Raw genomic sequence first — 22,436 nt, 5'->3', positions numbered from 1 at the left:
CATGATCGGATCACCGTCGCTCATAGCTTCGTACGATGATCCTTCCCGTACCCCGTCTCGCCGCCGCCCGTGTCCTCGGTGTCCTCGGTGTCCTCCGCATCCTCAGTGTTCTCGGTGTTCTCGGTGTTCTCGGCGCCGTGCTCGCCGCCTGCGGCACCTCCGAGGCGCCCCAGGCACCCCGCGCCCCCCGCCCGGCCTCCGGCCGGCCCTCCGCCGGTCCGCTCCCCGCCGGCCGTCCTTCGCCCGCCGCGTCCCGGCCGCCCACCCTCGCGCCGGGACCGGCCGGCCAGGTCCCCGTCTTCGCGCACGCGCCCCGCACCCGCGACCGGACCGTCGCCCTCACCTTCGACGCCGACATGACCGCCGACCAGGGAGCGCGGGCCGCGGCCGGGGAGCACTTCGACAACCCTCCGCTGATCTCGGCCCTGCGCACGCTGAGGGTGCCGGCGACCGTGTTCATGACCGGCCGGTGGGCGGAGGAGTATCCGGCCCAGGCCCGCGCCATCGGCCGGGACCCGCTCTTCGAGGTCGCCAACCACTCCTACAGCCACCACGCCTTCACCGACGACTGCTACGGGCTGCCGACCGTGGGGCGCGAGGCGATGCGGGCGGACGTGGAGCGGGCGTACGCGGCCTTCCGTGCGGCCGGGATCCCGGACGCGATGCCGTACTTCCGCTTCCCGGGCGGCTGTTACGACGGACGGGCGCTGCGCGCGGTGAGCGGCACCGGGGTGACGGCGGTGCAGTGGGACGTGGTGAGCGGCGACGCCTTCGCCACCGACGCGGACGCGGTGGCCCAACAGGTCCTGGAGGGCGTGCGGCCGGGGTCGGTGGTGGTCATGCACTGCACGCGCAGCGCCGCCCCGGTCACCGAGCGGGCGGTGCGCGCGATCGTGCCCGAGCTGCGCCGCCGGGGCTACCGGTTCGTGAAGGTGTCCGAGCTGATCGGCGCCGCGGGCGGCCGCCGCTGAGCCCCGCGCCGCTCTCGTACGCTGGGGTCATGAGCGACGACGGCGACGACACCCCTTGTGCGATCGACGCGAGCCGGCCGGCCGGGGCCGGGGGGCCGCCGTACGCGGAGTGCGTGCTGTGCCGGAAGCCGACGGAGTACCCGCGGGCGTACCGGGGGATCACGCTGTGCCCCGGGTGCGAGTGGCAGGAGGCCCAGCGGACCGCCTGCTCGGGCTGAGCCCCGGCCGTACGACGGTCCCGGGGGCGGGGGCGCGAGGCGCGCCGGGCGGTCCAGTACCCTGCGCCGAGTGAGTGAGAGCCCGTTCCAGACCGAGCCGAATCCGCGCGATCAGGCACCCCAGTTCGTCCTTCCGCTCGTCGTGCGGCTGGAGAAGACCGACCCTCCCGGCCGCACCGACGCGCTCGAGACGGCCGCCCGGGCCGTGCTCGTGCTGCTGAGCGACGAGCGGGCCCTCGGGGAGGGCGAGTGGGCGCGGGCCGTACGGGACTGGCAGGACGCCCGCATCCGCAAGGTCGTGCGGCGGGCCCGTGGGGCCGAGTGGCGGCGGGCCGGGGAACTGCCCGGGATCACCGTGACCGGGGGCACGGCGCAGGTGCGGGTGTTCGTGCCGGTGCCGCTGGACGGGTGGCCGAAGGAGCTGGCGAAGCTCCAGGTGTCGGGGACCGAGCTCGACGACCCGCGGGAACCGGAGCCGGCCGCTCCGGGAGTACCGGTGCTGTGGATGAGCCCCGAGGTGGAGATGTCGGCGGGCAAGGCCATGGCGCAGGCCGGGCACGGCGCGCAGCTCGCCTGGTGGGAGCTGTCCGACGAGGAGCGGTCGGCGTGGCGCGAGGCGGGCTTCCCGCTGGCCGTGCGCACCGCGGAGCCCGGGCGCTGGCGCGAGCTGACCGCGAGCGGGCTGCCGCTGGTGCGGGACGCGGGGTTCACCGAGATCGCGCCGGGCAGCTGCACGGTGGTCGCGGAACACCCGGCGCTGCGCTCGCGCTCGCGCTCACGGTGACGGCTTCGACATCGGCGGTGTCGGCTTCGGCTTCGGCTTCGGCTTCGGCGGCACCGATTCCGGTGCGACCGGGTGGTCCCGTGCCGCCCTCCCTGTGAACCGGACGGGCCCGCCCTCCGTACTTCCCGGAGCCGGGCGGGCCGTGCGGCGGTGCGCGGCCGAACCTCAAATGTTGCTCTGAAGGGGCCTCGTCGGCGGTTCGGGCCCGGCCGGCGGGGTCATATCCCGGTCACCACGCGGGGGGCTCGGCGATGAAGTCGGCGACGAAGGAGGGGACCATGACGCGACTCGGTACGGGAATCGGCTGGCGGCCGGAGATCGCGGACGCCGTGGAGCGCATGCCGGGCATCGACTGGGTCGAGGCCGTGGCCGAGAACGTCTGCCCCGGTCACCTCCCCGAGTCCCTGCTGCGGCTGCGCGAACGCGGGGTCACCGTCGTCCCGCACGGGGTCTCGCTCGGCCTCGGCGGCGCCGACCGGCCCGACGAGGGGCGGCTGACCGCGCTCGCCGCGCGGGCCGAGGCACTGGGATCGCCGCTGGTCACCGAGCACATCGCCTTCGTCAGGGCGGGCGGCCCGCTGACCGCGACACCGCGGCTGGAGGCCGGGCACCTGCTGCCCGTGCCCCGCACCCGGGACGCGCTGGACGTGCTGTGCGAGAACGTGCGCGTCGCGCAGGACTCGCTGCCCGTGCCGCTGGCCGTGGAGAACATCGCGGCGCTCCTCGCCTGGCCCGGCGAGGAGATGACGGAGGGCCAGTTCCTGTACGAGCTGGCCGACCGCACCGGTGTCCGGCTGCTCATCGACGTGGCCAACCTGCACACCAACCACGTGAACCGGGGCGAGGACCCCGCCAAGGCGCTCGCCGAGCTTCCGCTGGAGGCCATCGCGTACGTCCATGTCGCGGGCGGCTTCGAGCGGGACGGCGTCTGGCACGACAGTCACGCGCATCCGGTGCCGCGCCCCGTCCTCGACATCCTGACCGACCTCACCTCGCGGGTCGCCCCGCCGGGGGTGCTGCTGGAGCGCGACGAGAACTTCCCCGCGCCGAAGGAGCTGGAGCGCGAGGTGGACGCGATCCGGGAGGCGGTGCGGCTGGGGACGCGCCGGCGGGAGAGGACCGCGCCGCGGGACGCACCGGCCGCGGAGACGACGGAGACCGGGAGGACGACACGGCGGGCCGCGGAAGCCGGGCTGACCGCACGGCAGGAGACGGAAGCGGGAAGAACGGCACCGCGGGAGGCCGAAGCCGGGGCGGCCGAGCCGTCGGCCGTCGGCGACGCCGTGCGGCAGCGGCTCGGGCTCGCCCAGGCCGCCCTGTTGTCCGCGCTGGTGGCCGGTACGCCCGTACCGGAGGGCTTCGACCGGGTGCGGCTCGGTGTGCAGGCCCGCGCGCTGGCCGCGAAGCGGGCCGACGTGGTGGCGAAGCTGGCGCCGGAACTGCCGCTGATCCTCGGCCCCGGCTACCGGTCCGCGTTCCTCGCCCACGCCCAGCGCCACCCGATGCGCGGCGGCTACCGGCAGGACGCCCTGGACTTCGCCGAGCAGCTGCTGCGGGGCGGGCGGCCGGCGCGGGGGCGGGCCCGGCGCGAGCTGCGGCGCTGGTGGCTGGACCGCTCGGGCCCGGCACCGAGGCCGCTGTCCCGGCTGGGACGGGTGGGCCGGGCGGGGCGCTCGCTGATCGGGCGCTGACCGGGAGCGCCCCGGTCACCGAAGCCGACGGCACACCCCGCACGCGGGGGTGCCGGGGCCGGCACCGGAGCCGCCCGTCCCTCCCGGGCGGGCGGCTCCCGACGCTTTCCGCCCGTCCGCCACGCGGCCCCGAAGGGCGTTTCACCCCGAAAGCCCGAGCCGCAGCCTTTGTCCCCCGGGCGGCAGTTGCCTCGACGGGCGCAGTAATATGCCCACTCCGCACCCGAAGCACGCGCGTGCGGTGCCGTGAGCAGGAGGCACCATGCGACCCCGACCCCGCCCCCCGATCAAGGGCAGAGGCATCTTCAGCGGCACCGGGCTCATCGTCGTCGGCCTGGCCGCGACGCTCGTCGCGCTGGTCTTCCCGCTCTGGTCCTACGAGGACCGGCCGGGCGCCGGCGTCGACGTGCTGAACGCGGAGACCGTGGCGACGCAGTACGGGCCGCTGTCCGGGCTCGACCGGGACTTCGTCACCAAGGTGCGGCTGGCCGGGCTGTGGGAGCTGCCGGCGGGCCGGCAGGCACAGGCCAAGGGCACGACCGAGGCCGTGCGGACGGCGGGACGGCACCTCGTCGAGGGGCACGCCTTCCTGGACGAGCGGGTGCGCACCGCGGCCGCGCAGCTCGGGCTCGCCCTGCCCGACGAGCCCACCGAGCAGCAGCAGGGGTGGCTGGAGGAGCTGGACGCGGCGCGGGGCGAGGACTTCGACCGGGAGTTCGCCAACATTCTGCGGCTCGCGCACGGCCGGGTGTTCTCCCTCGTCGCGCAGGTACGGGCGGGCACCCAGAACGCGCTGGTGCGCAACCTCGCCGACGACGCCAACGCCACGGTCCTGGACCACATCAAGGTCCTGGAGGCCACCGGCCGCGTCGACTTCGCCGGCCTCGCCCGGGACCTGGCGGCGGGCGGCACCCCGCCGGTCACCCGCTCCCCCGCTCCGGCCGGTCCGGTCGCCGACCCGGGAACGGTCGTACCGCTCGCGCCGTCCGCGCCGTCCGTGCCGTCGGGCCGTCCGCTCCCGCCGGCCGCGACCGGCCCGCCGCCGCCCGGCGGTTCCTGACCGGTCCCGGCGAGGTCGGACGGAACGCCGCACGCCACACGCGCACGCCGCACGCCGCACGGACCGGAGCCCGGCCCGGGTCCGGATGGTGAACAGGGCATGGCGTTCCCCGGCGCGTCCGGCATAGAACTGCGGCATGTTCTGGGTCCTTCTCCTGCTGTTGGCCTGGGTCGTCGCCGGTGTCGCGTGCACCCGGCTGTGCCTGGCCGCCGTCCGTACGGCCTCCGTCGACCCGGGCGGGCCCCCCGGACACGACCTGACGCTCTACGAGGCGGCGTTCCTCTCCGGTGGTCCCGCCCGGGTCGCCGAGCTGACGCTGGTGTCCATGGCCCGGCAGCGACGGCTGCTGCTGGCCCACACCGGCTGGGCCACGGTGGTGGACCCGCACGGGCGCGACGAGATGGAACGGTCCGTCATAGGAGCCATCGGCCCCTCGGGACAGTCCAGGGTGGCCCCGGTGCGGGCCGCCGCCGCGGCCGCCGACGCGGTCCGCCGGCTCGCCGACCGCCTCGCCGGCGCGGGCCTCGCGGTGCCCGAGGGCGCCGGTACGACGGTGGCGGCGGGCGTCCGGCAGGTGCGGGGTGCCGCCCTGGCCGTCCTGGCGCTCGGTACGGCCGCGCTGCTGATGCCGGCCCCCTCGGACGTGCCGCGCGTCCTCGTCGCCGCCTGGTTCGGGCTCCCCCTCGCCCTCACCCTGAGCTGCCTGGTCCTCGCCCGGATCGAGGCGTACCCGTACTCGCGCTGGGCGTCCCCGGCGGGACAGCACCTGTTGACCGCCCTGACCCGCGGCCCCGCGGCCTCGTCCGACGACCGCGCCCGTCTGGCCTCCGTGGCCGTGCACGGCCTCCGGGCGGTGTCCGAACCGCACCTGCGGGCGGCGTTCGCCCACCGCGACGCCGGCCACGGGACCCGCGGGAGCGACTGAGACACCCGGCCCGCGCCCGGCCGCCGCCCCCCACCCCCACTGGACGCCCCTGCCCCCGCCGGCCGGTCCGGCCCCGCCCCCACCACCGGCGCGTCCCCGGCGCGTGCCGGACCTCGTCCGCCCCGGCGCGTCCGGTCTCCGGGGGGCGCACGAGGGGCATCGGCGGCGACACCCCCGTGCGGTGCTTGCCTTCGTCGGCGGGTGGACGAAGCATCCCTTCTGCCGCTGCCGCGCCACGAAGGGACACGCGATGAGAGCCGCCGCCCTCCAGTCGGTCACCGGAGCCGTGCTCCTGACCGTGCTTTCCGCCGTCCCCGCGGGCGGGACCCCGAACACCGTCCCCGGGGTCGTGCTCGCCGCCGGGCGGGCCGCGGCGGCGGGAATCGACTTCGGCGCCTGTTCCGGCGTACCGGGCCTGCCGGCCGGCGCGGAGTGCGGCACCGTCAGCGTGCCGCTCGACTACGCGCGGCCGGACGGCGAGCAGCTCCGGCTGACCGTCAGCCGGGTCCGGGCCACCCACCGCGACCCGCACCACAGGAAGCACCGCGTGCCCCGGCAGGGCGCGCTGGTCTTCAACCCGGGCGGGCCGGGCGCCTCGGGGCTGAACTTCCCGCTGGTCGGCACGGTTCCCCGGTGGAAGCGCCTGGGCGCCGCCTACGACCTGGTGGGGTACGACCCGCGCGGGGTCGGCCGCTCGGCCCCGCTGTCCTGCGAGGACCCGAAGGCCTTCTTCGAGGGGCCCGCCCCGGCGCCGACGCACCCCTCACCGGCGTACAAGCGGGAGCGGGTCGCGCGGGCGAAGGCGTACGCGCGCGGCTGCGCGCAACGCGCGGGCCGTGCGCTGCGGCACTACAACTCGCTGAACAACGCCCGTGACCTGGACGTCCTGCGGGCCGCGCTGGGCGAGGAAAGGCTGACGTTCCTGGGGGCGTCGTACGGCACCTACTTCGGTGCGCTGTACGCGACGCTGTTCCCCTCGCACGTACGGCGGATGGTGTTCGACTCGGCGGTGAACCCGGACCCGGCGCGGATCTGGTACCGCAACAACCTCGGCCAGTCGGCGGCGTTCGAGAGCCGCTGGGAGGACTTCCGGGAGTGGGTCGCGAGGCACGACCGGGTGTACGGGCTGGGCACCACCCCGCAGGCGGTGCTGCGCGGTTACGAGCGGGCGCGGACGCGCCTGGCCGCCGAGCCGGCCGGCGGCACGGTGGGGCCCGCCCAGTTGCAGGGCGCGTTCCTGCAGGCCGGGTACGACGACGGCCGCTGGCCGTCGCGCGCCGAGGCGCTGTCGGCGTACCTGAAGGGCGATCAGGGGCCGCTGGTCGCGCTGGCCGCGCCGGTCCCGGAGGCCGCGGCGGAGGCGGAGAACGCGAACGCCGTCTACACGGCCGTGGAGTGCAACGACGGGCCGTGGCCGACGGACTTCCGGGTGTGGGACCGGGACAACACGCGGCTCGCGCGGTCGGCGCCCTTCGAGACCTGGGACAACGTGTGGGCGAACCTGCCGTGCGCGTACTGGCCGGCGCCCCGGCAGAGCCCGCCGGACGTGCGGACCGGGCCCGGTGAGCTGCCCCCGACGCTGATCCTGGCGGCCGAACGGGACGCCGCGACGCCCTACGACGGAGCCCTTGAGCTGCACCGTCGGCTGACGGGCTCGGTGCTGGTGACGGAGCGGGACGCCGGCACCCACGGCATCGCGGGCGGGCCGAACCCCTGCGTCAACGGCCACCTGGAGGCCTACCTGCTCCAGGGGCGGCTGCCCTCCCGGCACGCGGCCTGCGCCCCGCGCGCGGAACCCCGGCCGGGCGGCCCCGCCGGGAAGGCGGCCGCCGCCCGGCCGGCGCGCTGATCAGGCGAGGCCCGCGACCAGTTCGGCGACGTCCTTGCGACGGCCCGTGTAGAACGGGACCTCCTCGCGGACGTGCAGCCGGGCCTCGGAGGCGCGCAGGTGACGCATGAGGTCGACGATGCGGTACAGCTCGTCGGCCTCGAAGGCGAGGATCCACTCGTAGTCGCCGAGGGAGAACGAGGCGACCGTGTTGGCGCGGACGTCCGGGTAGCCGCGGGCCATCTTGCCGTGGTCGGCGAGCATGCGGCGGCGGTCCTCGTCGGGCAGCAGGTACCAGTCGTAACTGCGCACGAACGGGTAGACGCTGATGTAGTCGCGCGGCGTCTCGTCGGCGAGGAACGCCGGGATGTGCGAGCGGTTGAACTCGGCGGGGCGGTGCAGCGCCATGTTCGACCAGACCGGCTCCAGGGCGCGGCCCAGCCGGGTGCGGCGGAAGAGGTTGTACGCCTCCTGGAGCTGGTCGCTGGTCTCGGCGTGCCACCAGATCATCAGGTCCGCGTCGGCGCGCAGGCCGGACAGGTCGTAGGTGCCGCGGACCGTGACGTCCTTGGCGGCGAGCTGGTCGAACAGCTCCTGGACCTCGTCGGCGTAACCGGTGCGGTCCTCGGGGAGGGTGTCCTTCAGCCTGAAGACGGACCACAGCGTGTAGCGGATGACCTCGTTGAGGTCCTTGGCCAGCTTGCCCTTGTTCGGGATCCTGCCGGGCTCGGTGGTGGGGGCGTCGTCACTCATGGTTCTCATTCTCCCGCTCCGCCGTGCAGACTTTGCACGGGGTTGGCCGTCAGCTCGCGCGCACCGCTCTCGTCGCCGCCGATCCCGTCGGCCGCCGCGTACGCGCTCGCGATGCAGGCGGGGATGCCCACACCGTCGTAGGGCGCGCCGCACACCGCGAGGCCGGGCAGCTTCGCGAGGTGCTCGCGGACGCGGGCCACGCGCGCGTGGTGGCCCACGGGGTACTGGGGCAGGCCGTCCGTCCAGCGGGTGACGCGGGTCTCGAGGGGCATGGCGTCCAGGCCGACGGCGGCCTTCAGGTCGTGCCGCGAGACGTCGACGAGTTCGGCGTCGGAGCGCTCCAGGATCTCCGTCTCGCCGTACCGCCCGACGGAGGTGCGCAGCACGGTCACGTCCGGGTCCTGGTCGGCGATCCAGCCCCACTTCTGCGAGGCGAACGTGGACGCCTTGACGGTGCGGCCGTCGACGGGCGGGACGAGGAAACCGCTGCCGTCGGGCAGGGCGGCCGCGGAGCGGCGGAAGGCGAGGGTGACCAGGGCCATCGAGGCGTACTCGACGGTGCGCAGTTCGGCGGCGGCCCCGGGGGACTCGGCGGCGAGCAGGGCGGCGGCGACGGGCGCGGGGGCGGCGACGACGACGCCGTCGGCGTGCAGGACGCGGTCGCCGGCGGTGACGCGCCAGCCGCCGGCCGGGTCGCGGCGCAGGGCGCTCACCGGCGTGCGGGTGAGGATCTCGCCGCCGCGCGCCCCGACGGACGCGGCCACCGCGGACGGCAGCGAGCCGACGCCGCCCTCGACGCCCATGAACACCGGTCCGGTCCGCTGGTGGGCGGCGGCCTTCGCCTGGATGTCGCGGACGGCCTCCGTCAGCGAGCGGTGGGTGCGCGCGGCCTCGAACAGCTGCGGGACGGCCGAGCGCATCGAGATGCGGTAGGCGTCGCCGGCGTAGACCCCGCCGAGGAGCGGCTCCACCAGGCGGTCGACGACCTCGCGGCCCAGGCGGGCCGCCACGTACTCCCCGACGGCCACGTCCTCGCCGACCTCCGTGCGGGGCAGGTCGGCGTCCCGGTCGATCCGGGCGAGGCCCTCGTCGGAGAGGAGGCCGGCGAGCGCGGCGGCGGTGCCGGGGACGCCCATGACGTGGCCCTTGGGCATGGGCCGCAGGGCGCCGCGGGTCCAGACGGAGGCGGTGGCGGTGGCCGGCGGCCGGAGCCGCTCACCGAGGCCCACCGCGCGCGCGAGGGCGACCGCCTCGGGGCGGCGGGCGAGCATCGACTCGGCGCCCAGGTCCACCCGGACGCCCGCGATCTCGCCCGGCAGGAGCTTGCCGCCGACCCGTTCGGACGCCTCCAGCACGGTGACGCGCGCACCGCGCTCCAGCAGCCGGTGGGCGGCCGCCAGGCCGGCGATCCCGGCTCCCACCACGACGACGTGCCCCGTGCTCGTACCCGTTGCGCTCATGCTCCCCACTCTCTCAGACCCCACCGGCGCTCCGGCCAGGGCCATGTGGCCCCACCGAGTCCCGACCGTGACCGCTTCGGGACCGTCGCGGCCGAACGCCCTGCCCCGCCCCGGCGTCGAAGGACCGTCAGCCGTCGCCGAACCCTCGGGGGGTACGCCCACATGCGCACACGACGTTCCGTACGACCGGTCCACGCCCTGGCGGGCGTCCTGCTCGCCGCCGCCGTCGCCCTCACCGGGTGCGGCGCGAACGACACGGGGGCCGGCAGCAGCTCCGACAAGGCGGCCGGCCCGGAGGCCGGCGTGGCGCAGCCGGCCCAGGACGCCAAGTCCGGTGCGGGCGCGAGCGGGTCGCGGGCGACCGCGGCACCGAAGCCGTCCGTCGATCGCGTCATCCGCACCGCCACCCTGACCGTGCGGGTCGAGGACGTGCCCGCGGCCCTCGACCAGGCCCGCGCCACCACCGAGAACGCGGGCGGCTACGTCGGCGACGAGACGACCGTCCGCGACGAGGACGGCGCCGAACGGACCCGCGTCGTCCTGCGCGTGCCGGTGGAGAAGTACGACGACGTCCTGGCCGGGCTGCAGGGCGCGGGCAAACTCCTGGAGCGCACGGCGAAGGCCCAGGACGTCACCGACCAGGTCGTCGACGTGGAGAGCCGGATCACCTCGCAGCGCGCCAGCGTGACCCGCGTCCGCGCGCTGATGGACCGGGCGACGAAGCTGAGCGACGTGGTCACCCTGGAGGGCGAGCTGAGCCGCCGGGAGGCCGACCTGGAGGCCCTGCTCGCCCAGCAGGCGTCCTTGAAGGACCGCACCAGCATGGCCACGATCACGCTGACCCTGTCCGAGAAGCCGGTGCGCGTCGTGGCCGAGGACGACGACCCCGGCTTCGTGGACGCGCTGGCCGGCGGCTGGGACGCGTTCGTGACGATGCTGCGCTGGATCGCGATCGCGTTCGGCGCGGTGCTGCCGTTCGCCGCGGTGCTCGCGGTGGCGCTGCTCGTGTGGCTGCGGCTGCTCCGCCCCCGACGCCGGGCGGCCCGCCCGGCCGAGCCGGCCCAGTGGCCGGCCCACCCGGCCCACCCGGCCCACCCCGCCGAGCCCGAGCGGCGGACGGCCGACCCGGACCGAGCGGACCAGGACTGAAGGAGCGGGGACCGAGCCGACCGGGGCTGAAGGGACCGGGGCTGAGCGGACCGGACGGACCGGGCCGTTCCAGGGCCCGGCTCCGCCCCGGCCGCCCGCCCGGCACCACCCGCCGTCCGCGGCGTCCCACCGGTCGGCCCGCTGGTCGGCCCGCCGAGTGGCTCGCCGGCCCGGCGCGTGCCGTGCGCAGGTGGTCCGCGAACCGTTCGGCGGGCCGGGCCGCGGTCGGGCCGTCGCGGACGCCCGGGGGCGGCGTCGTCCCCGGTCCGGCAACTCCCCTGCCCCGCACGTCCCTTGTCGGCAGGTCCCTTGTCCGGCACGTCCCCGGCCCGGTCGGCCCGGTCGGCCCGGTGGGGTCGAGGGCGGGCGGAGCGCCCTGGCGTCCGCCCCGTAGCGTGTCCGCATGAGCATGAGCGAGAGCGCGCGTACCGGGGCGGCCGGGCGGAAGCGGCTGGTCGTGATCGGCGGCGACGCTGCGGGCATGTCGGCGGCCTCCGGGGCCCGCCGGCTGAAGGGGCCGGGGGAACTGGACGTCGTGGCCTTCGAGCGCGGCCACTTCGCGTCCTACTCGGCCTGCGGCATCCCGTACTGGGTGGGCGGTGACGTCGAGGAGCGGGACGACCTGATCGCCCGCACGCCGCAGGAGCACCGCGCGCGCGGGATCGACCTGCGCCTGCGCACCGAGGTCACGGAGATCGACCTCGCCCGGCAGCGGGTGCGCGCGCGTGACGTCGACTCGGGGGCTGAGTCCTGGACGTCGTACGACGACCTCGTGATCGCCACCGGGGCCCGGCCGATCCGGCCGGACATGCCGGGGGCCGACGCCGAGGGCGTGCACGGGGTGCAGACGCTCGACGACGGGCAGGAGCTGCTCGACACCCTGACGCGCACCCGCGGGCGCGGGCGGCGCGCCGTGGTGGTCGGGGCGGGTTACATCGGCGTGGAGATGGCCGAGGCGCTCGTCAAACGGGGCTACCTGGTGACGGTCGTCAACCGGGGCGGCGAGCCGATGTCGACGCTCGACCCGGACATGGGACGGCTGGTGCACCGGGCCATGGAGGGCCTCGGCATCACCATGGTGAACGACGCCGAGGTCACCGAACTGCTCACCGACGACGACGGCCGGGTGCGGGCGGTCGTCACGGCGGACGCCGCGTACCCGGCGGACGTGGTGGTCCTCGGCATCGGCGTCCGCCCCGAGACCGCCCTCGCCGGGGCCGCCGGCCTGCCCCTCGGCGCCCACGGCGGGCTCCTCACCGACCTGGCGATGCGGGTGCGCGGCCACGAGAACGTCTGGGCCGGCGGCGACTGCGTCGAGGTCCTCGACCTGGTCTCCGGCCAGCAGCGCCACATCCCCCTCGGCACCCACGCCAACAAGCACGGGCAGGTCATCGGCACCAACATCGGCGGCGGCTACGCCACCTTCCCCGGTGTCGTCGGCACCGCCGTCAGCAAGGTGTGCGACCTGGAGATCGCCCGCACCGGCCTGCGCGAGAAGGACGCGCGCCGGGCGGGTCTGCGGTACGAGGCGGTCACCGTCGAGTCCACCAGCCGGGCCGGCTACTACCCCGGCGCGGCCCCCATGACCGTCAAGATGCTCGCCGAGCGCCGCACGGGCCGCCTCCTCGGCGTGCAGATCGTCGGCAGGGAGGGCGCGGGCAAACGGGTCGACATCGCGGCGGTGGCCCTGACGGCGGGCATGACGGTCGAACAGATGACCGCCCTGGACCTGGGCTACGCCCCGCCGTTCAGCCCGGTGTGGGACCCGGTGCTGGTGGCGGCGCGGAAGGCGGCCGCGAAGGTGCGCGACGCACGGGGATAGCGACAGCGACCGCCCCCGCACACCCGCACCCGCACCCGCACCCGCACCCGCACCCGCACCCGGCCTACGCGGTCCCGGTCAGCCTCGGCAGCGCGGAGACCGCCGGAGGCTGCTGCTCGGCCGTCGGCTTCGCGTGCGCGGCCGGCGCCGGCCGGGACCGCAGCCGGTGGCTGACGGCCTCGTCGAGGGTCACCGCCCGCTGGTGCTGCGCGGCCAGCCGTCCCGCCTCCTGGCCGAGCCGGGCCACGTCCTCCCAGGGCAGCCGGATGACGAGCGCGATCTCCGCCTCGCCGTCGGGCGTGGCGTGCATCGGAGGGGTCACCCTGTCGTTCATTCGCCTGTTCCTCACGTCGTGTCCCGCGGCCCGCCTTCCCGGTGCCGCGGGCGGTCGCCGCTTCATACGCGTCGGCGGGGAACCGCGTTCACCGGTTCACCGAACGGATCGGGGGCACTACTTCCTTGTGGTCATCCCCGTCCATGACGTGAATCCCGCGCGCCGTACGCCCGTGGTGACGTACGCGCTGATCGCCGTGAACGTCTTCGTGTTCCTGTTCATGCCGGGCCTGTCCGGCTCGGTGGCGGGTGACAGCACGCTGGCGCAGACCTGCCATCTGCACGCGTTCCTGGAGCAGTACGCGGCCGTCCCGCGCGAGTTGATCCACCATCAGTTCCCTCAGCTCGTCCCCACCGGGGACGTGCGCGGCGGCGGCTGTCTGCTGGGGCCGCCGGGCTACGACAAGTCCCCGGCGCTCAGCGTCCTGACCGCGATGTTCCTGCACGGCGGCTGGCTGCACCTGCTGGGCAACATGCTTTTCCTGCTGATCTTCGGCAACAACATCGAGGACCGCATGGGCCACGTCCGCTTCGCGCTGTTCTACCTCGCCTGCGGCTACGCGGCGTCGTACGGCTTCGCGCTCGTCAACGCCGGCTCGACCGACCCGCTGATCGGCGCCTCGGGAGCGATCGCGGGCGTACTGGGCGCCTATCTGGTGCTGTACCCGAAGGCCCGGGTGTGGGTGCTCGTGCCGTTCCTGGTCTTCCTGCCGCTGCGGCTGCCGGCCTGGCTGGTCCTGGGCTTCTGGTTCGGGCTCCAGGCCGTGTACTCCTCCGGCGAGGGCGTGTCCGACGCGGGCACGGTGGCGTACGCGGCGCACGTCGTCGGATTCCTGGCGGGCATGCTGCTCGCCTGGCCGCTGAAGCGGGGCACGCCGCCACCGCCGGAGCCGCGCGGCCTGCTGTTCGGCAGGAGGGCGCGGCCCGGCTGGTGACGCGGGCGGCGGGTCAGCGCGCCGTGTGGGTGTGGACGTACTCCACGAGGCGGGTCAGGGCGTCCGGGTCGGTGGACGGCATGACGCCGTGCCCGAGGTTGAAGACGTGGCCCTCCAGGTCCGCGGCGGCGTCGAGCACCTCGCGGGTCTTGGTCTCGACGGCCTCGGTGGAGGAGAACAGCACGGTCGGGTCGAGGTTGCCCTGGAGCGCCTTGCCGGGGCCGACCCGGCGGGCGGCCTCGTCGAGCGGGACGCGCCAGTCGACGCCGACGACGTCCGCGCCGGCCTCGCCCATGAGCCGGAGCAGTTCGCCGGTGCCGACGCCGAAGTGGATGCGCGGGACGCCATACCCGGCGACGGCCTCGAAGACCTTCACCGAGGCCGGCATCACCGAACGGCGGTAGTCGGCCGGGGCGAGGGCGCCCACCCACGAGTCGAACAGCTGGACCGCCGACGCGCCCGCCTCGATCTGCACCTTCAGGAAGGCCGCCGTGATGTCCGCGAGACGGTCCAGCAGGTCGGCCCACAGCTCGGGGTCGCCGTACATCATCGCCTTGGCGTTCTCGTAGGTGCGCGACGGTCCGCCCTCGACGAGGTAGCTCGCGAGGGTGAAGGGCGCGCCCGCGAAACCGATGAGGGGGGTGGAGCCCAGCTCGCGGGTCAGCAGGCCGATCGCCTCGGTGACGTAGGAGACGTCCTCGGGGGTGAGGTCGCGCAGCCGGGCGAGGTCGGCGCGGGTGCGGATCGGCTCCGCGACGACCGGGCCGACACCGGGCCTGATGTCGAGGTCGAGGCCGATCGCCTTGAGCGGGACGACGATGTCGCTGAAGTAGATCGCCGCGTCCACGCCGTGCCGGCGCACCGGCTGGAGGGTGATCTCGGTGACCAGCTCGGGCCGCATGCAGGACTCGAGCATCGGCACGCCCTCGCGCACCTTGCGGTACTCGGGCAGCGAGCGCCCCGCCTGGCGCATGAACCACACGGGCGTGTGCGGCACCGGTTCCCGCCGGCACGCCTTCATGAAGGGGCTGTCGTACGTCGCTGTCGGCTGCCGGCCCGCGGGGCTCTCGTTCGCGCTCACGACGGCAAGTCTCCCACGCCGCGGAAAGCCCGCGGAAACCGGCGGTCCGCCCCCGTACCGCCCCCGTGCCGTCCCGTACCGTCCGCGGGACGCCCGCCCGCCGACACCCCGTGTCCGCGCGTCTGTTCGCCCAGCGCGCAGCCGTCCGAGGTCGGCGCACGGGTGTCTTGCCCTGCGCGAGGCTCCCGTTCCCCTTAATCTTCCCGGCATGGCTGCGGCTCAGGAACGACTGTCGGACGGTACGGGCGGGATGGACGACGCGAACGGGGAGGACCAGGAGGGGAGCAGGGCGGCTCCGGCGCCCTTCCGGGCCGCCGTCGAAGCGCTGAGGACCGCCCGGCCGCGGCCCCAGATCGAGATCGAGCCGACACCGGCCCCGCGACGCCTCGCGCCGTACGCGTACGCGCTGGAGGCGGCCGTCGTGGACGGCGACCAGGACCTGGCCGACGGGCGCCTGGTCCTGCTGCACGACCCGGCCGGGCACGACGCCTGGCGCGGCACCTTCCGGCTGGTCACCCTCGTGCGGGCGGAGCTGGAGCAGGAGATGGCGGTGGACCCGATGCTGCCGGACGTGTGCTGGTCCTGGCTGACCGGGGCGCTCCAGGCGCGCGGCCTGACGTACGGCGAGCCGAGCGGCACGGTCACCCGGGCGAGTTCGCACCACTTCGGCGGCCTGTCGGAACGTCCGCCGTCCTCGCAGATCGAGATCCGGGCCTCCTGGACGCCCCGCGAGGGCCTGGGCTCGGTCCCGGACACGGCGGCGCACCTGGCGTCCTGGTGCGATCTGCTGGCGCAGGTCGCGGGGCTGCCGCCGGCCGGTCCGGGCGACGCGTCCGTGGTGACGCTGCCGCAACGACGGGGGCCGCAGTCGCGCTGACCGCGCGCACCGACGGCGACGGGCCCCGTCGCCGCCCGGCACACCCCTGACCCGCCCCGCACACCCCTGACCCGTCCCGGGCGCCCCGCCTCCGCGGCCCCGCCCTGCCTGCCCCTCGCAGCCCGGCCTCCCTGCCTCGCCCTGCCCGGCTCCCACCGGTCACTCCGGTCGCGCCGGCTCTTCCCCGTTCCACCGCCCCGTCGCGGCCCGTCGGCCGTACTCCTCCACCGTGTTCGGGCCCGCCAACCGCGGAGTCCCTCGAACGGCCGCCCCGATTGACCATCTCTTTGTCGATACGGCCACTTTCGGTCCCATACGGCGCCCGCTCAAACCGACTCGATCTTCGGATGATCGACCACGCGTCCGAATTGAACGGATTGTTACTCACTAGATCGTGATCATTTTCTAAAGGACCCGGCGTCCGCTGCCGAAGACGACTGTGACCTTGAAAGCACGGTTCGTCCCGGCTTCGTCACCACGAGCCGGCCGCCCGTCGTCCCCCATCCAGGAGGCCTGGTGTCCGTTCTCCTCGAGCAGCCCGCAAGCCTGGTCGCCTACCGCCCGAACAAGCCCACCGCCATGGTGGTCGTGGCCGACCCGCGCGTCCGTTCCACCGTCACCCGCCATCTGTGGGCGCTCGGTGTGCGCGACGTCATCGAGGCCTCGTCCGTCGCGGAGGCTCGTCCCCGCATCGGCAACCCCCGCGACATCTGCGTCGCCGACGTCCATCTCCCCGACGGCTCCGGCCTCACCCTCCTGTCGGAGACCCGCGCCGCGGGCTGGCCCAACGGGCTCGCCCTCTCCGCGGCCGACGACATCGGCGCCGTGCGCAACGCCCTCGCCGGCGGCGTCAAGGGCTACGTCGTCACCGGCACCCGCACCAACCTCGGGCTCCCCACCCGACCCGGTGCCGCCCCCATCGGCGCGGCCGCCGCCCGCCTCCACCGCCGCCCCCCGGGTGCCCCGAGCCACCCGGGCGGCTACCGCGAGCTGTCCGGCCGCGAGGTGGAGGTGCTGCGCCTGGTCGCCGAAGGCCAGTCCAACAAGGCGATCGGCGTCTCGATGGGCCTGTCCGCACTGACCGTCAAGAGCCACCTCGCCCGCATCGCCCGCAAGCTCGGCACCGGCGACCGCGCCGGGATGGTCGCGGTCGCGCTGCGCACCGGCATCATCCACTGAGCTCCGCGGACCGAGGGCCCGCCCCGCCACCCGGCCGGCCGGCGGATCCCCCCGGTCCCGACGCGCGCCCCGCCGACAACCGCCGAGCCCCTTCGCCCCCTTCGATCCCTTCCGCCCCTTCGACTCCTTCCACCCCGTCGGTCCCCGCCGATCTCCCGCGATCCACCCCGACCGCCTCGACCCCTCCCCGCCCCACCGGCCTCACCGGTTCGCCCCGCCCGTCCTCGCCGGCCCGGCCGGTTCCCCGCCCCCCTCCCCCGGCCTGACTGGTTTGCGACCCCACGGAGACTGCCGACGGAACGTTCCGTCGGCAGTCTCCGCCCACACACGGATACCCTTGACAGGTGACCGACGCCCAAGAAACCGCAGCAGCCAGTTCACTGCGAACCACCGGGGGCGCCCCTCCGGAAGACGACGGACCGCTTGCCACCGGGGCGCCGACACCACTGCTCGAACCACGCGAGGGCATTCCCCCCGTGATCGCCGACGAGGCCGCGCTCGCCGAGACGATCGCCGCCTTCGCCGCCGGCTCCGGCCCCGTCGCCGTGGACGCCGAGCGCGCCTCCGGCTACCGCTACGGCCAGCGCGCCTATCTGGTGCAGCTGCGCCGCGAGGGCGCCGGCACCGCGCTGATCGATCCCGTCGCCTGCCCCGACCTCTCCGTGCTCGGCGAGGCGCTGTCCGACGTGGAGTGGGTGCTGCACGCGGCCACCCAGGACCTGCCGTGCCTGCGGGAGATAGGCATGGTGCCCACCCGGCTGTTCGACACCGAGCTGGCCGGCCGGCTGGCCGGGTTCCCGCGCGTCGGACTCGGCGCGATGGTCGAGGGCGTCCTCGGCTTCGTCCTGGAGAAGGGACACTCCGCCGTCGACTGGTCCACCCGCCCGCTGCCCGAGCCGTGGCTGCGCTACGCCGCCCTGGACGTCGAGCTCCTCGTCGACCTGCGCGACGCGCTGGAGAAGGAACTGGACCGGCAGGGCAAGCTGGAGTGGGCCCGGCAGGAGTTCGACGCGATCGCCTCCGCTCCGCCGCCCGAGCCCCGCAAGGACCCCTGGCGCCGTACGTCCGGCATGCACAAGGTGCGCCGGCGCCGCCAGCTCGGCGTGGTGCGGGAGCTGTGGCAGACGCGGGACCGGATCGCCCAGCGGCGGGACGTGTCGCCCGGCAAGGTGCTGTCCGACGCGGCCATCGTGGAGGCCGCGCTCGCCGTGCCGGTCAACGCGCACGCGCTGGCCGCGCTGAACGGCTTCGGGCACCGCATGAGCCGGCGCCAGCTCGAACAGTGGCAGGCGGCCGTCGACCGGGCCAGGGCGCTGAGCGAGTCGCAGCTTCCGCAGCCGGGGCAGTCGGTCGCGGGGCCGCCGCCGCCGCGGGCCTGGGCGGACAAGGACCCCGAGGCCGCGGCCCGCCTCTCGGCGGCGCGGTCGGCGGTCTCGGCGCTGGCCGAGGAGCTGAACATGCCGCAGGAGAACCTGATCGCCCCGGACACCGTCCGGCGGGTCTGCTGGGAACCGCCCCGGCAGGCCGACGCGGACTCCGTCGCCGCGGCGCTCACCGCCCTCGGCGCCCGCCCCTGGCAGGTGGAGCAGGCGACGCCGGTGCTGGTGGCGGCGCTGTCGGCGAAGGACACCAGCACCCAAACGGCACAGCCGGCGCAGACGGCGGGGACCGGCGGCGCGCCGGAGGCCGGGAGCCCGGAGCTGGCGTAGCCGGCGCGGACACCGCCGCCGTACGGCGGCCGCCGGCCGTGCGTGGTGGTGCGGCCGGCACCCGGGATCCGCCCGCGTTGCCGGACGACACGGCGAGGTCGGGATCAGGCCAAGATCTCGTGCGGGCGAGCGGAGCGGGCGGGTGCCGGTGCCGTCCGGCGGCCGTGTGACATTCACCGCTCCGCCGGGTAGGGCTGTGCAGCTACGTTACCCACAAGTAGCATGGGCCCTGAGCGCGCGCTCAGCGCTTGCGCCACGCAGCAGTGCCATCCCGCACCTGGAGGAGAGCCATCGTGCCTCGTACCGTCAGGGACGTCGTCTTCGTCGACGGCGTCCGTACCCCGTTCGGCAAGGCGGGCCCGAAGGGCATCTACCACGAGACCCGTGCCGACGACCTCGTCGTGAAGGCGATCCGGGAGCTGCTGCGCCGCAACCCCGGTCTCGACCCGAAGAAGGTCGACGAGGTCGCCATCGCCGCGACCACGCAGATCGGCGACCAGGGCCTGACCATCGGCCGCACCGCCGGCATCCTGGCCGGTCTGCCGACCTCGGTGCCCGGTTACTCGATCGACCGCATGTGCGCGGGCGCCCTGACGGCCGTCACCACGGTCGCCGGCTCCGTCGCCTTCGGCGCCTACGACGTCGCCATCGCCGGCGGTGTCGAGCACATGGGCCGCCACCCGATGGGCGAGGGCGTCGACCCGAACCCGCGGTTCGTCAGCGAGAAGCTGGTCGACGAGTCCGCCCTGTTCATGGGCATGACGGCGGAGAACCTGCACGACCGCTACCCGCAGATCACCAAGCGGCGCGCCGACGAGTACGCGGTGCGCTCGCAGGAGAAGGCCGCCAAGGCGTACGCCGACGGCAAGATCCAGGCCGACCTGGTGCCGGTGTCCGTGCGGCGCACCAGCCCGGAGGCCGGTGAGACGGGCTGGGGCCTGGTCACCGCCGACGAGCCGATGCGTCCGGGCACGACCCTGGAGAACCTCTCCGGGCTGAAGACCCCCTTCCGCGTGCACGGCCGGGTCACCGCCGGCAACGCGGCCGGTCTGAACGACGGCGCCACCGCCTCCCTCATCGCCTCCGAGGACTTCGCGCGCGAGAACGGCCTGCCGGTCAAGATGCGCCTGGTCTCCTACTCCTTCGCGGGCGTCGAGCCGGAGGTCATGGGCTACGGCCCGATCCCGGCCACGGAGAAGGCCCTCGCGCAGGCGGGTCTGTCCATCTCCGACATCGGCCTCTTCGAGATCAACGAGGCCTTCGCCGTCCAGGTCCTGGCCTTCCTGGACCACTACGGCATCGCCGACGACGACGAGCGCGTCAACCAGTACGGCGGCGCCATCGCCTTCGGGCACCCGCTGGCCTCCTCCGGCGTCCGGCTGATGACGCAGCTGGCCCGCCAGTTCGAGGAGCAGCCGCACGTCCGCTACGGCCTGACCACCATGTGCGTCGGCTTCGGCATGGGCGCGACGGTCATCTGGGAGAACCCGCACTTCGAGGGGGACAAGTGAGCACCACCGCTGAGCTGTTGAAGGGTGCGGCCGAGCTGTTCCCGGACGAGGTCGTCACGTCGGCGCACGTACGCCACTTCGACCTGCCGCTGGGTGCCGGGCGCTTCGCCCTGATCACCCTCGACAACGGGCTGGACCACACCAAGCCGACCACCTTCGGCCCGCAGTCCCTCGCGAACCTGAACACCGCGATCGACCAGGTCGAGAAGGAGGCGGCGGCCGGCGAGATCGTCGCCGCGGGCGTCACCGGCAAGCCGTTCATCTTCGCGGTCGGCGCCGACCTCAAGGGCGTCGAACTGCTGAAGGAGCACGAGCACGCGCTCGCCATCGGCAAGGGCGGCCACGAGGTCTTCAAGCGCCTCTCCGGCCTGGCCGTGCCGACCTTCGCGTACTACAACGGCGCGGCCATGGGCGGCGGCGTCGAGGTCGGCCTGCACTGCACCTACCGCACGGTGTCCGCGGCCCTGCCCGCCTTCTCCCTGCCCGAGGTCTTCCTCGGTCTGGTCCCCGGCTGGGGCGGCTGCACCCTGCTGCCGAACCTGATCGGCGCCGACAAGGCCGTCTCGGTGATCATCGAGAACTCGCTCAACCAGAACAAGCAGCTCAAGGGCGCCCAGGTCTACGAACTGGGCATCGCCGACGCCCTGTTCGAGGGCGCGGACTTCCTGGAGCAGTCGCTGATCTGGACGGCGTCCGTCCTCAAGGGCGAGATCGTCGTCGACCGTCCGGTGATCGACCGCGGCGAGGCCTGGGACCAGGCCGTCGCCCGGGGCCGCTTCATCGCGGACGGCAAGGTGCACGGTGCGGCCCCGGCCGCCTACCGCGCCCTCGACATCATCGCCGCCGCCAAGAACGGCGACCTCCAGCAGGGCTACGACGCCGAGGACCAGGCCCTCGCCGACCTGATCATGGGCGGTGAACTGCGCGCCGGCATCTACGCGTTCAACCTGGTGCAGAAGCGCGGCAAGCGCCCGGCCGGCGCCCCGGACAAGAGCCTGGCCCGCCCGGTCACCAAGGTCGGCGTCGTGGGCGCGGGCCTGATGGCCTCGCAGCTCGCCCTGCTGTTCCTGCGCCGTCTGGAGGTGCCGGTCGTGCTGACCGACATCGACCAGGAGCGCGTCGACAAGGGTGTGGGCTACGTCCACGCCGAGATCGACAAGCTGCTCGGCAAGGGCCGCGTCAACCAGGACAAGGCCAACCGCCTCAAGGCGCTGGTGACCGGTGTGCTGGACAAGGCCGAGGGCTTCGCGGACGCGGACTTCATCATCGAGGCCGTGTTCGAGGAGATCGGTGTCAAGCAGCAGGTGTTCGCGGAGGTCGAGGCGGTCGCCCCGGCGCACGCGATCCTCGCCACCAACACCTCGTCCCTCTCCGTCACCGAGATGGCGTCGAAGCTGAAGAACCCCGAGCGGGTCGTGGGCTTCCACTTCTTCAACCCGGTCGCGATCCTGCCGCTCCTGGAGATCGTGCGCGGCGAGGCGACCGACGACGCGTCGCTGGCCACCGCCTTCGCCGTCGCCAAGAAGCTGAAGAAGACGGCCGTCCTGGTGAAGGACGCCCCGGCGTTCGTCGTGAACCGCATCCTGACCCGCTTCATGGGCGAGGTGCAGAACGTCATCGACGAGGGCACCCCGGTCGAGGTCGCGGAGAAGGCGGTGGAGCCGCTCGGCCTGCCGATGTCCCCGCTGGTCCTCCTCGAGCTGGTCGGCCCGGCCATCGGCCTGCACGTCTCGGAGACGCTCAACCGGGCGTTCCCGGACCGCTTCACGGTCTCCCCGAACCTCAAGGCGGTCGTCGAGGCGGGCAAGCGCGGCTTCTACGTCTACTCCGCCGAGAACGACTTCCGGCCGGAGCTGGACCCGGAGGTCTCCGCGCTGCTGAAGCAGGGCGACACCGTCCTCACCGAGGAGCAGGTGCGGGCGCGCGTCCTGGACGCGGTGGCGCAGGAGATCGGGCTCATGCTCGACGAGGGTGTCGTCGCCGAGGCGCAGGACGTCGACCTCTGCCTGATCACCGGTGCCGGCTGGCCCTTCCACCTGGGCGGCATCACGCCGTACCTGGACCGTGAGGGCGTGTCGGAGCGGGTGAACGGCAAGAGGTTCCTCGCCCCGGGCGTCGCGTCGGTCCCGGCGTAACGCGGACGCATGACG

At 74.6% G+C, this 22,436-nt stretch carries 19 protein-coding genes; 15 read left to right on the top strand and 4 right to left on the bottom strand.

Going from position 1 to position 22,436, the window contains the following annotated elements; translation table 11 throughout:
* The first annotated feature begins 35 nt into the window (after positions 1–35).
* The 7 genes from ACZ5FU_RS06320 (at position 36) to ACZ5FU_RS06290 (ending at position 7,498) form a co-directional block, all read left to right on the top strand.
* Positions 36–971, top strand: a complete 936-nt coding sequence (locus ACZ5FU_RS06320) for a polysaccharide deacetylase family protein (protein ID WP_469044901.1) — start codon at positions 36–38, stop codon at positions 969–971.
* Positions 972–1,000: 29 nt separating this feature from the next.
* Complete coding sequence (locus tag ACZ5FU_RS06315) at positions 1,001–1,189, top strand: hypothetical protein (protein WP_451780006.1); 189 nt, start codon at positions 1,001–1,003, stop codon at positions 1,187–1,189.
* Between the two features lie 70 nt (positions 1,190–1,259).
* Entirely contained in the window at positions 1,260–1,973 is a 714-nt protein-coding gene (locus tag ACZ5FU_RS06310) for an aminoacyl-tRNA hydrolase (RefSeq protein WP_469044899.1), read from the top strand.
* 278 nt (positions 1,974–2,251) lie between these two features.
* A complete protein-coding gene (locus ACZ5FU_RS06305; protein WP_469044898.1) occupies positions 2,252–3,664 on the top strand; it encodes an MbnB/TglH/ChrH family RiPP precursor modification enzyme in 1,413 nt (470 codons plus the stop codon).
* A gap of 262 nt (positions 3,665–3,926) precedes the next feature.
* On the top strand, positions 3,927–4,724 hold the full coding sequence (locus ACZ5FU_RS06300; RefSeq protein ID WP_468833115.1) for a DUF4142 domain-containing protein: 798 nt from the start codon (positions 3,927–3,929) through the stop codon (positions 4,722–4,724).
* A gap of 136 nt (positions 4,725–4,860) precedes the next feature.
* Positions 4,861–5,649 (top strand): TIGR04222 domain-containing membrane protein, encoded by a 789-nt coding sequence (locus ACZ5FU_RS06295; RefSeq protein WP_469044895.1) that lies wholly within the window; start codon positions 4,861–4,863, stop codon positions 5,647–5,649.
* A gap of 250 nt (positions 5,650–5,899) precedes the next feature.
* Positions 5,900–7,498 (top strand): alpha/beta hydrolase, encoded by a 1,599-nt coding sequence (locus ACZ5FU_RS06290; RefSeq protein WP_469044893.1) that lies wholly within the window; start codon positions 5,900–5,902, stop codon positions 7,496–7,498.
* On the opposite strand, the gene hemQ is transcribed toward ACZ5FU_RS06290, so the two are convergent.
* On the bottom strand, positions 7,499–8,230 hold the full coding sequence (hemQ, locus tag ACZ5FU_RS06285; RefSeq protein ID WP_451526876.1) for a hydrogen peroxide-dependent heme synthase: 732 nt from the start codon (positions 8,228–8,230) through the stop codon (positions 7,499–7,501).
* A 5-nt stretch (positions 8,231–8,235) separates the two neighbouring features.
* Positions 8,236–9,690 carry a protoporphyrinogen oxidase gene (gene hemG / locus ACZ5FU_RS06280; protein WP_469044891.1) on the bottom strand — a complete coding sequence of 485 codons (1,455 nt, stop codon included), beginning with the start codon at positions 9,688–9,690 and terminating at the stop codon, positions 8,236–8,238.
* A gap of 162 nt (positions 9,691–9,852) precedes the next feature.
* On the opposite strand from hemG, the gene ACZ5FU_RS06275 reads away from it, so the two are divergent.
* Together ACZ5FU_RS06275 and ACZ5FU_RS06270 are read left to right on the top strand one after the other, a co-directional pair.
* Positions 9,853–10,839, top strand: coding sequence for a DUF4349 domain-containing protein (locus tag ACZ5FU_RS06275; protein ID WP_451526874.1), 987 nt, complete (start codon positions 9,853–9,855; stop codon positions 10,837–10,839).
* 409 nt (positions 10,840–11,248) lie between these two features.
* Positions 11,249–12,661, top strand: a complete 1,413-nt coding sequence (locus ACZ5FU_RS06270; protein WP_451526942.1) for an FAD-dependent oxidoreductase — start codon at positions 11,249–11,251, stop codon at positions 12,659–12,661.
* Between the two features lie 64 nt (positions 12,662–12,725).
* Here ACZ5FU_RS06270 and ACZ5FU_RS06265 read toward each other — a convergent pair whose 3' ends face one another.
* A complete protein-coding gene (locus tag ACZ5FU_RS06265; RefSeq protein ID WP_451526873.1) occupies positions 12,726–12,995 on the bottom strand; it encodes a hypothetical protein in 270 nt (89 codons plus the stop codon).
* 127 nt (positions 12,996–13,122) lie between these two features.
* On the opposite strand from ACZ5FU_RS06265, the gene ACZ5FU_RS06260 reads away from it, so the two are divergent.
* On the top strand, positions 13,123–13,929 hold the full coding sequence (locus tag ACZ5FU_RS06260; RefSeq protein ID WP_451780018.1) for a rhomboid family intramembrane serine protease: 807 nt from the start codon (positions 13,123–13,125) through the stop codon (positions 13,927–13,929).
* A 13-nt stretch (positions 13,930–13,942) separates the two neighbouring features.
* Here the strand turns inward: ACZ5FU_RS06260 and hemE are convergent, their stop codons facing one another.
* A complete protein-coding gene (gene hemE / locus ACZ5FU_RS06255) occupies positions 13,943–15,010 on the bottom strand; it encodes a uroporphyrinogen decarboxylase (RefSeq protein ID WP_468645683.1) in 1,068 nt (355 codons plus the stop codon).
* 208 nt (positions 15,011–15,218) lie between these two features.
* Here hemE and ACZ5FU_RS06250 point away from each other — a divergent pair, with 208 nt between their 5' ends.
* The 5 genes from ACZ5FU_RS06250 (at position 15,219) to ACZ5FU_RS06230 (ending at position 22,421) form a co-directional block, all read left to right on the top strand.
* Positions 15,219–15,887, top strand: a complete 669-nt coding sequence (locus ACZ5FU_RS06250; RefSeq protein ID WP_451526870.1) for a DUF3000 domain-containing protein — start codon at positions 15,219–15,221, stop codon at positions 15,885–15,887.
* 516 nt (positions 15,888–16,403) lie between these two features.
* A complete protein-coding gene (locus tag ACZ5FU_RS06245) occupies positions 16,404–17,066 on the top strand; it encodes a response regulator transcription factor (protein WP_037671863.1) in 663 nt (220 codons plus the stop codon).
* Positions 17,067–17,410: 344 nt separating this feature from the next.
* Positions 17,411–18,775, top strand: coding sequence for a ribonuclease D (locus ACZ5FU_RS06240; protein ID WP_469044831.1), 1,365 nt, complete (start codon positions 17,411–17,413; stop codon positions 18,773–18,775).
* 293 nt (positions 18,776–19,068) lie between these two features.
* Entirely contained in the window at positions 19,069–20,286 is a 1,218-nt protein-coding gene (locus ACZ5FU_RS06235) for a thiolase family protein (protein WP_451526868.1), read from the top strand.
* The gene (locus ACZ5FU_RS06230; RefSeq protein ID WP_451526867.1) at positions 20,283–22,421 is read left to right on the top strand and encodes a 3-hydroxyacyl-CoA dehydrogenase NAD-binding domain-containing protein; all 2,139 of its coding nucleotides are present in this window, start codon (positions 20,283–20,285) and stop codon (positions 22,419–22,421) included. Before ACZ5FU_RS06235 ends, ACZ5FU_RS06230 begins: the two co-directional genes overlap by 4 nt.
* Positions 22,422–22,436: the final 15 nt, after the last annotated feature.

Source organism: Streptomyces sp. NPDC031554, assembly GCF_055580685.1.
The sequence above is the reverse complement of the archived record's forward strand: the minus strand, read 5'-3'. Positions and strand labels throughout refer to the sequence as shown.

What these genes read in the sequence shown, in the direction of transcription:
- ACZ5FU_RS06320 (WP_469044901.1), top strand. Translation starts at nt 36, where the DNA reads ATGATCCTTCCCGTACCCCGTCTCGCCGCCGCCCGTGTCCTCGGTGTC.
- ACZ5FU_RS06315 (WP_451780006.1), top strand. Translation starts at nt 1,001, where the DNA reads ATGAGCGACGACGGCGACGACACCCCTTGTGCGATCGACGCGAGCCGG.
- ACZ5FU_RS06305 (WP_469044898.1), top strand. Translation starts at nt 2,252, where the DNA reads ATGACGCGACTCGGTACGGGAATCGGCTGGCGGCCGGAGATCGCGGAC.
- ACZ5FU_RS06300 (WP_468833115.1), top strand. Translation starts at nt 3,927, where the DNA reads ATGCGACCCCGACCCCGCCCCCCGATCAAGGGCAGAGGCATCTTCAGC.
- ACZ5FU_RS06295 (WP_469044895.1), top strand. Translation starts at nt 4,861, where the DNA reads ATGTTCTGGGTCCTTCTCCTGCTGTTGGCCTGGGTCGTCGCCGGTGTC.
- ACZ5FU_RS06290 (WP_469044893.1), top strand. Translation starts at nt 5,900, where the DNA reads ATGAGAGCCGCCGCCCTCCAGTCGGTCACCGGAGCCGTGCTCCTGACC.
- hemQ (WP_451526876.1), bottom strand. Translation starts at nt 8,230, where the DNA reads ATGAGTGACGACGCCCCCACCACCGAGCCCGGCAGGATCCCGAACAAG.
- hemG (WP_469044891.1), bottom strand. Translation starts at nt 9,690, where the DNA reads ATGAGCGCAACGGGTACGAGCACGGGGCACGTCGTCGTGGTGGGAGCC.
- ACZ5FU_RS06275 (WP_451526874.1), top strand. Translation starts at nt 9,853, where the DNA reads ATGCGCACACGACGTTCCGTACGACCGGTCCACGCCCTGGCGGGCGTC.
- ACZ5FU_RS06270 (WP_451526942.1), top strand. Translation starts at nt 11,249, where the DNA reads ATGAGCGAGAGCGCGCGTACCGGGGCGGCCGGGCGGAAGCGGCTGGTC.
- ACZ5FU_RS06265 (WP_451526873.1), bottom strand. Translation starts at nt 12,995, where the DNA reads ATGAACGACAGGGTGACCCCTCCGATGCACGCCACGCCCGACGGCGAG.
- ACZ5FU_RS06250 (WP_451526870.1), top strand. Translation starts at nt 15,219, where the DNA reads ATGGCTGCGGCTCAGGAACGACTGTCGGACGGTACGGGCGGGATGGAC.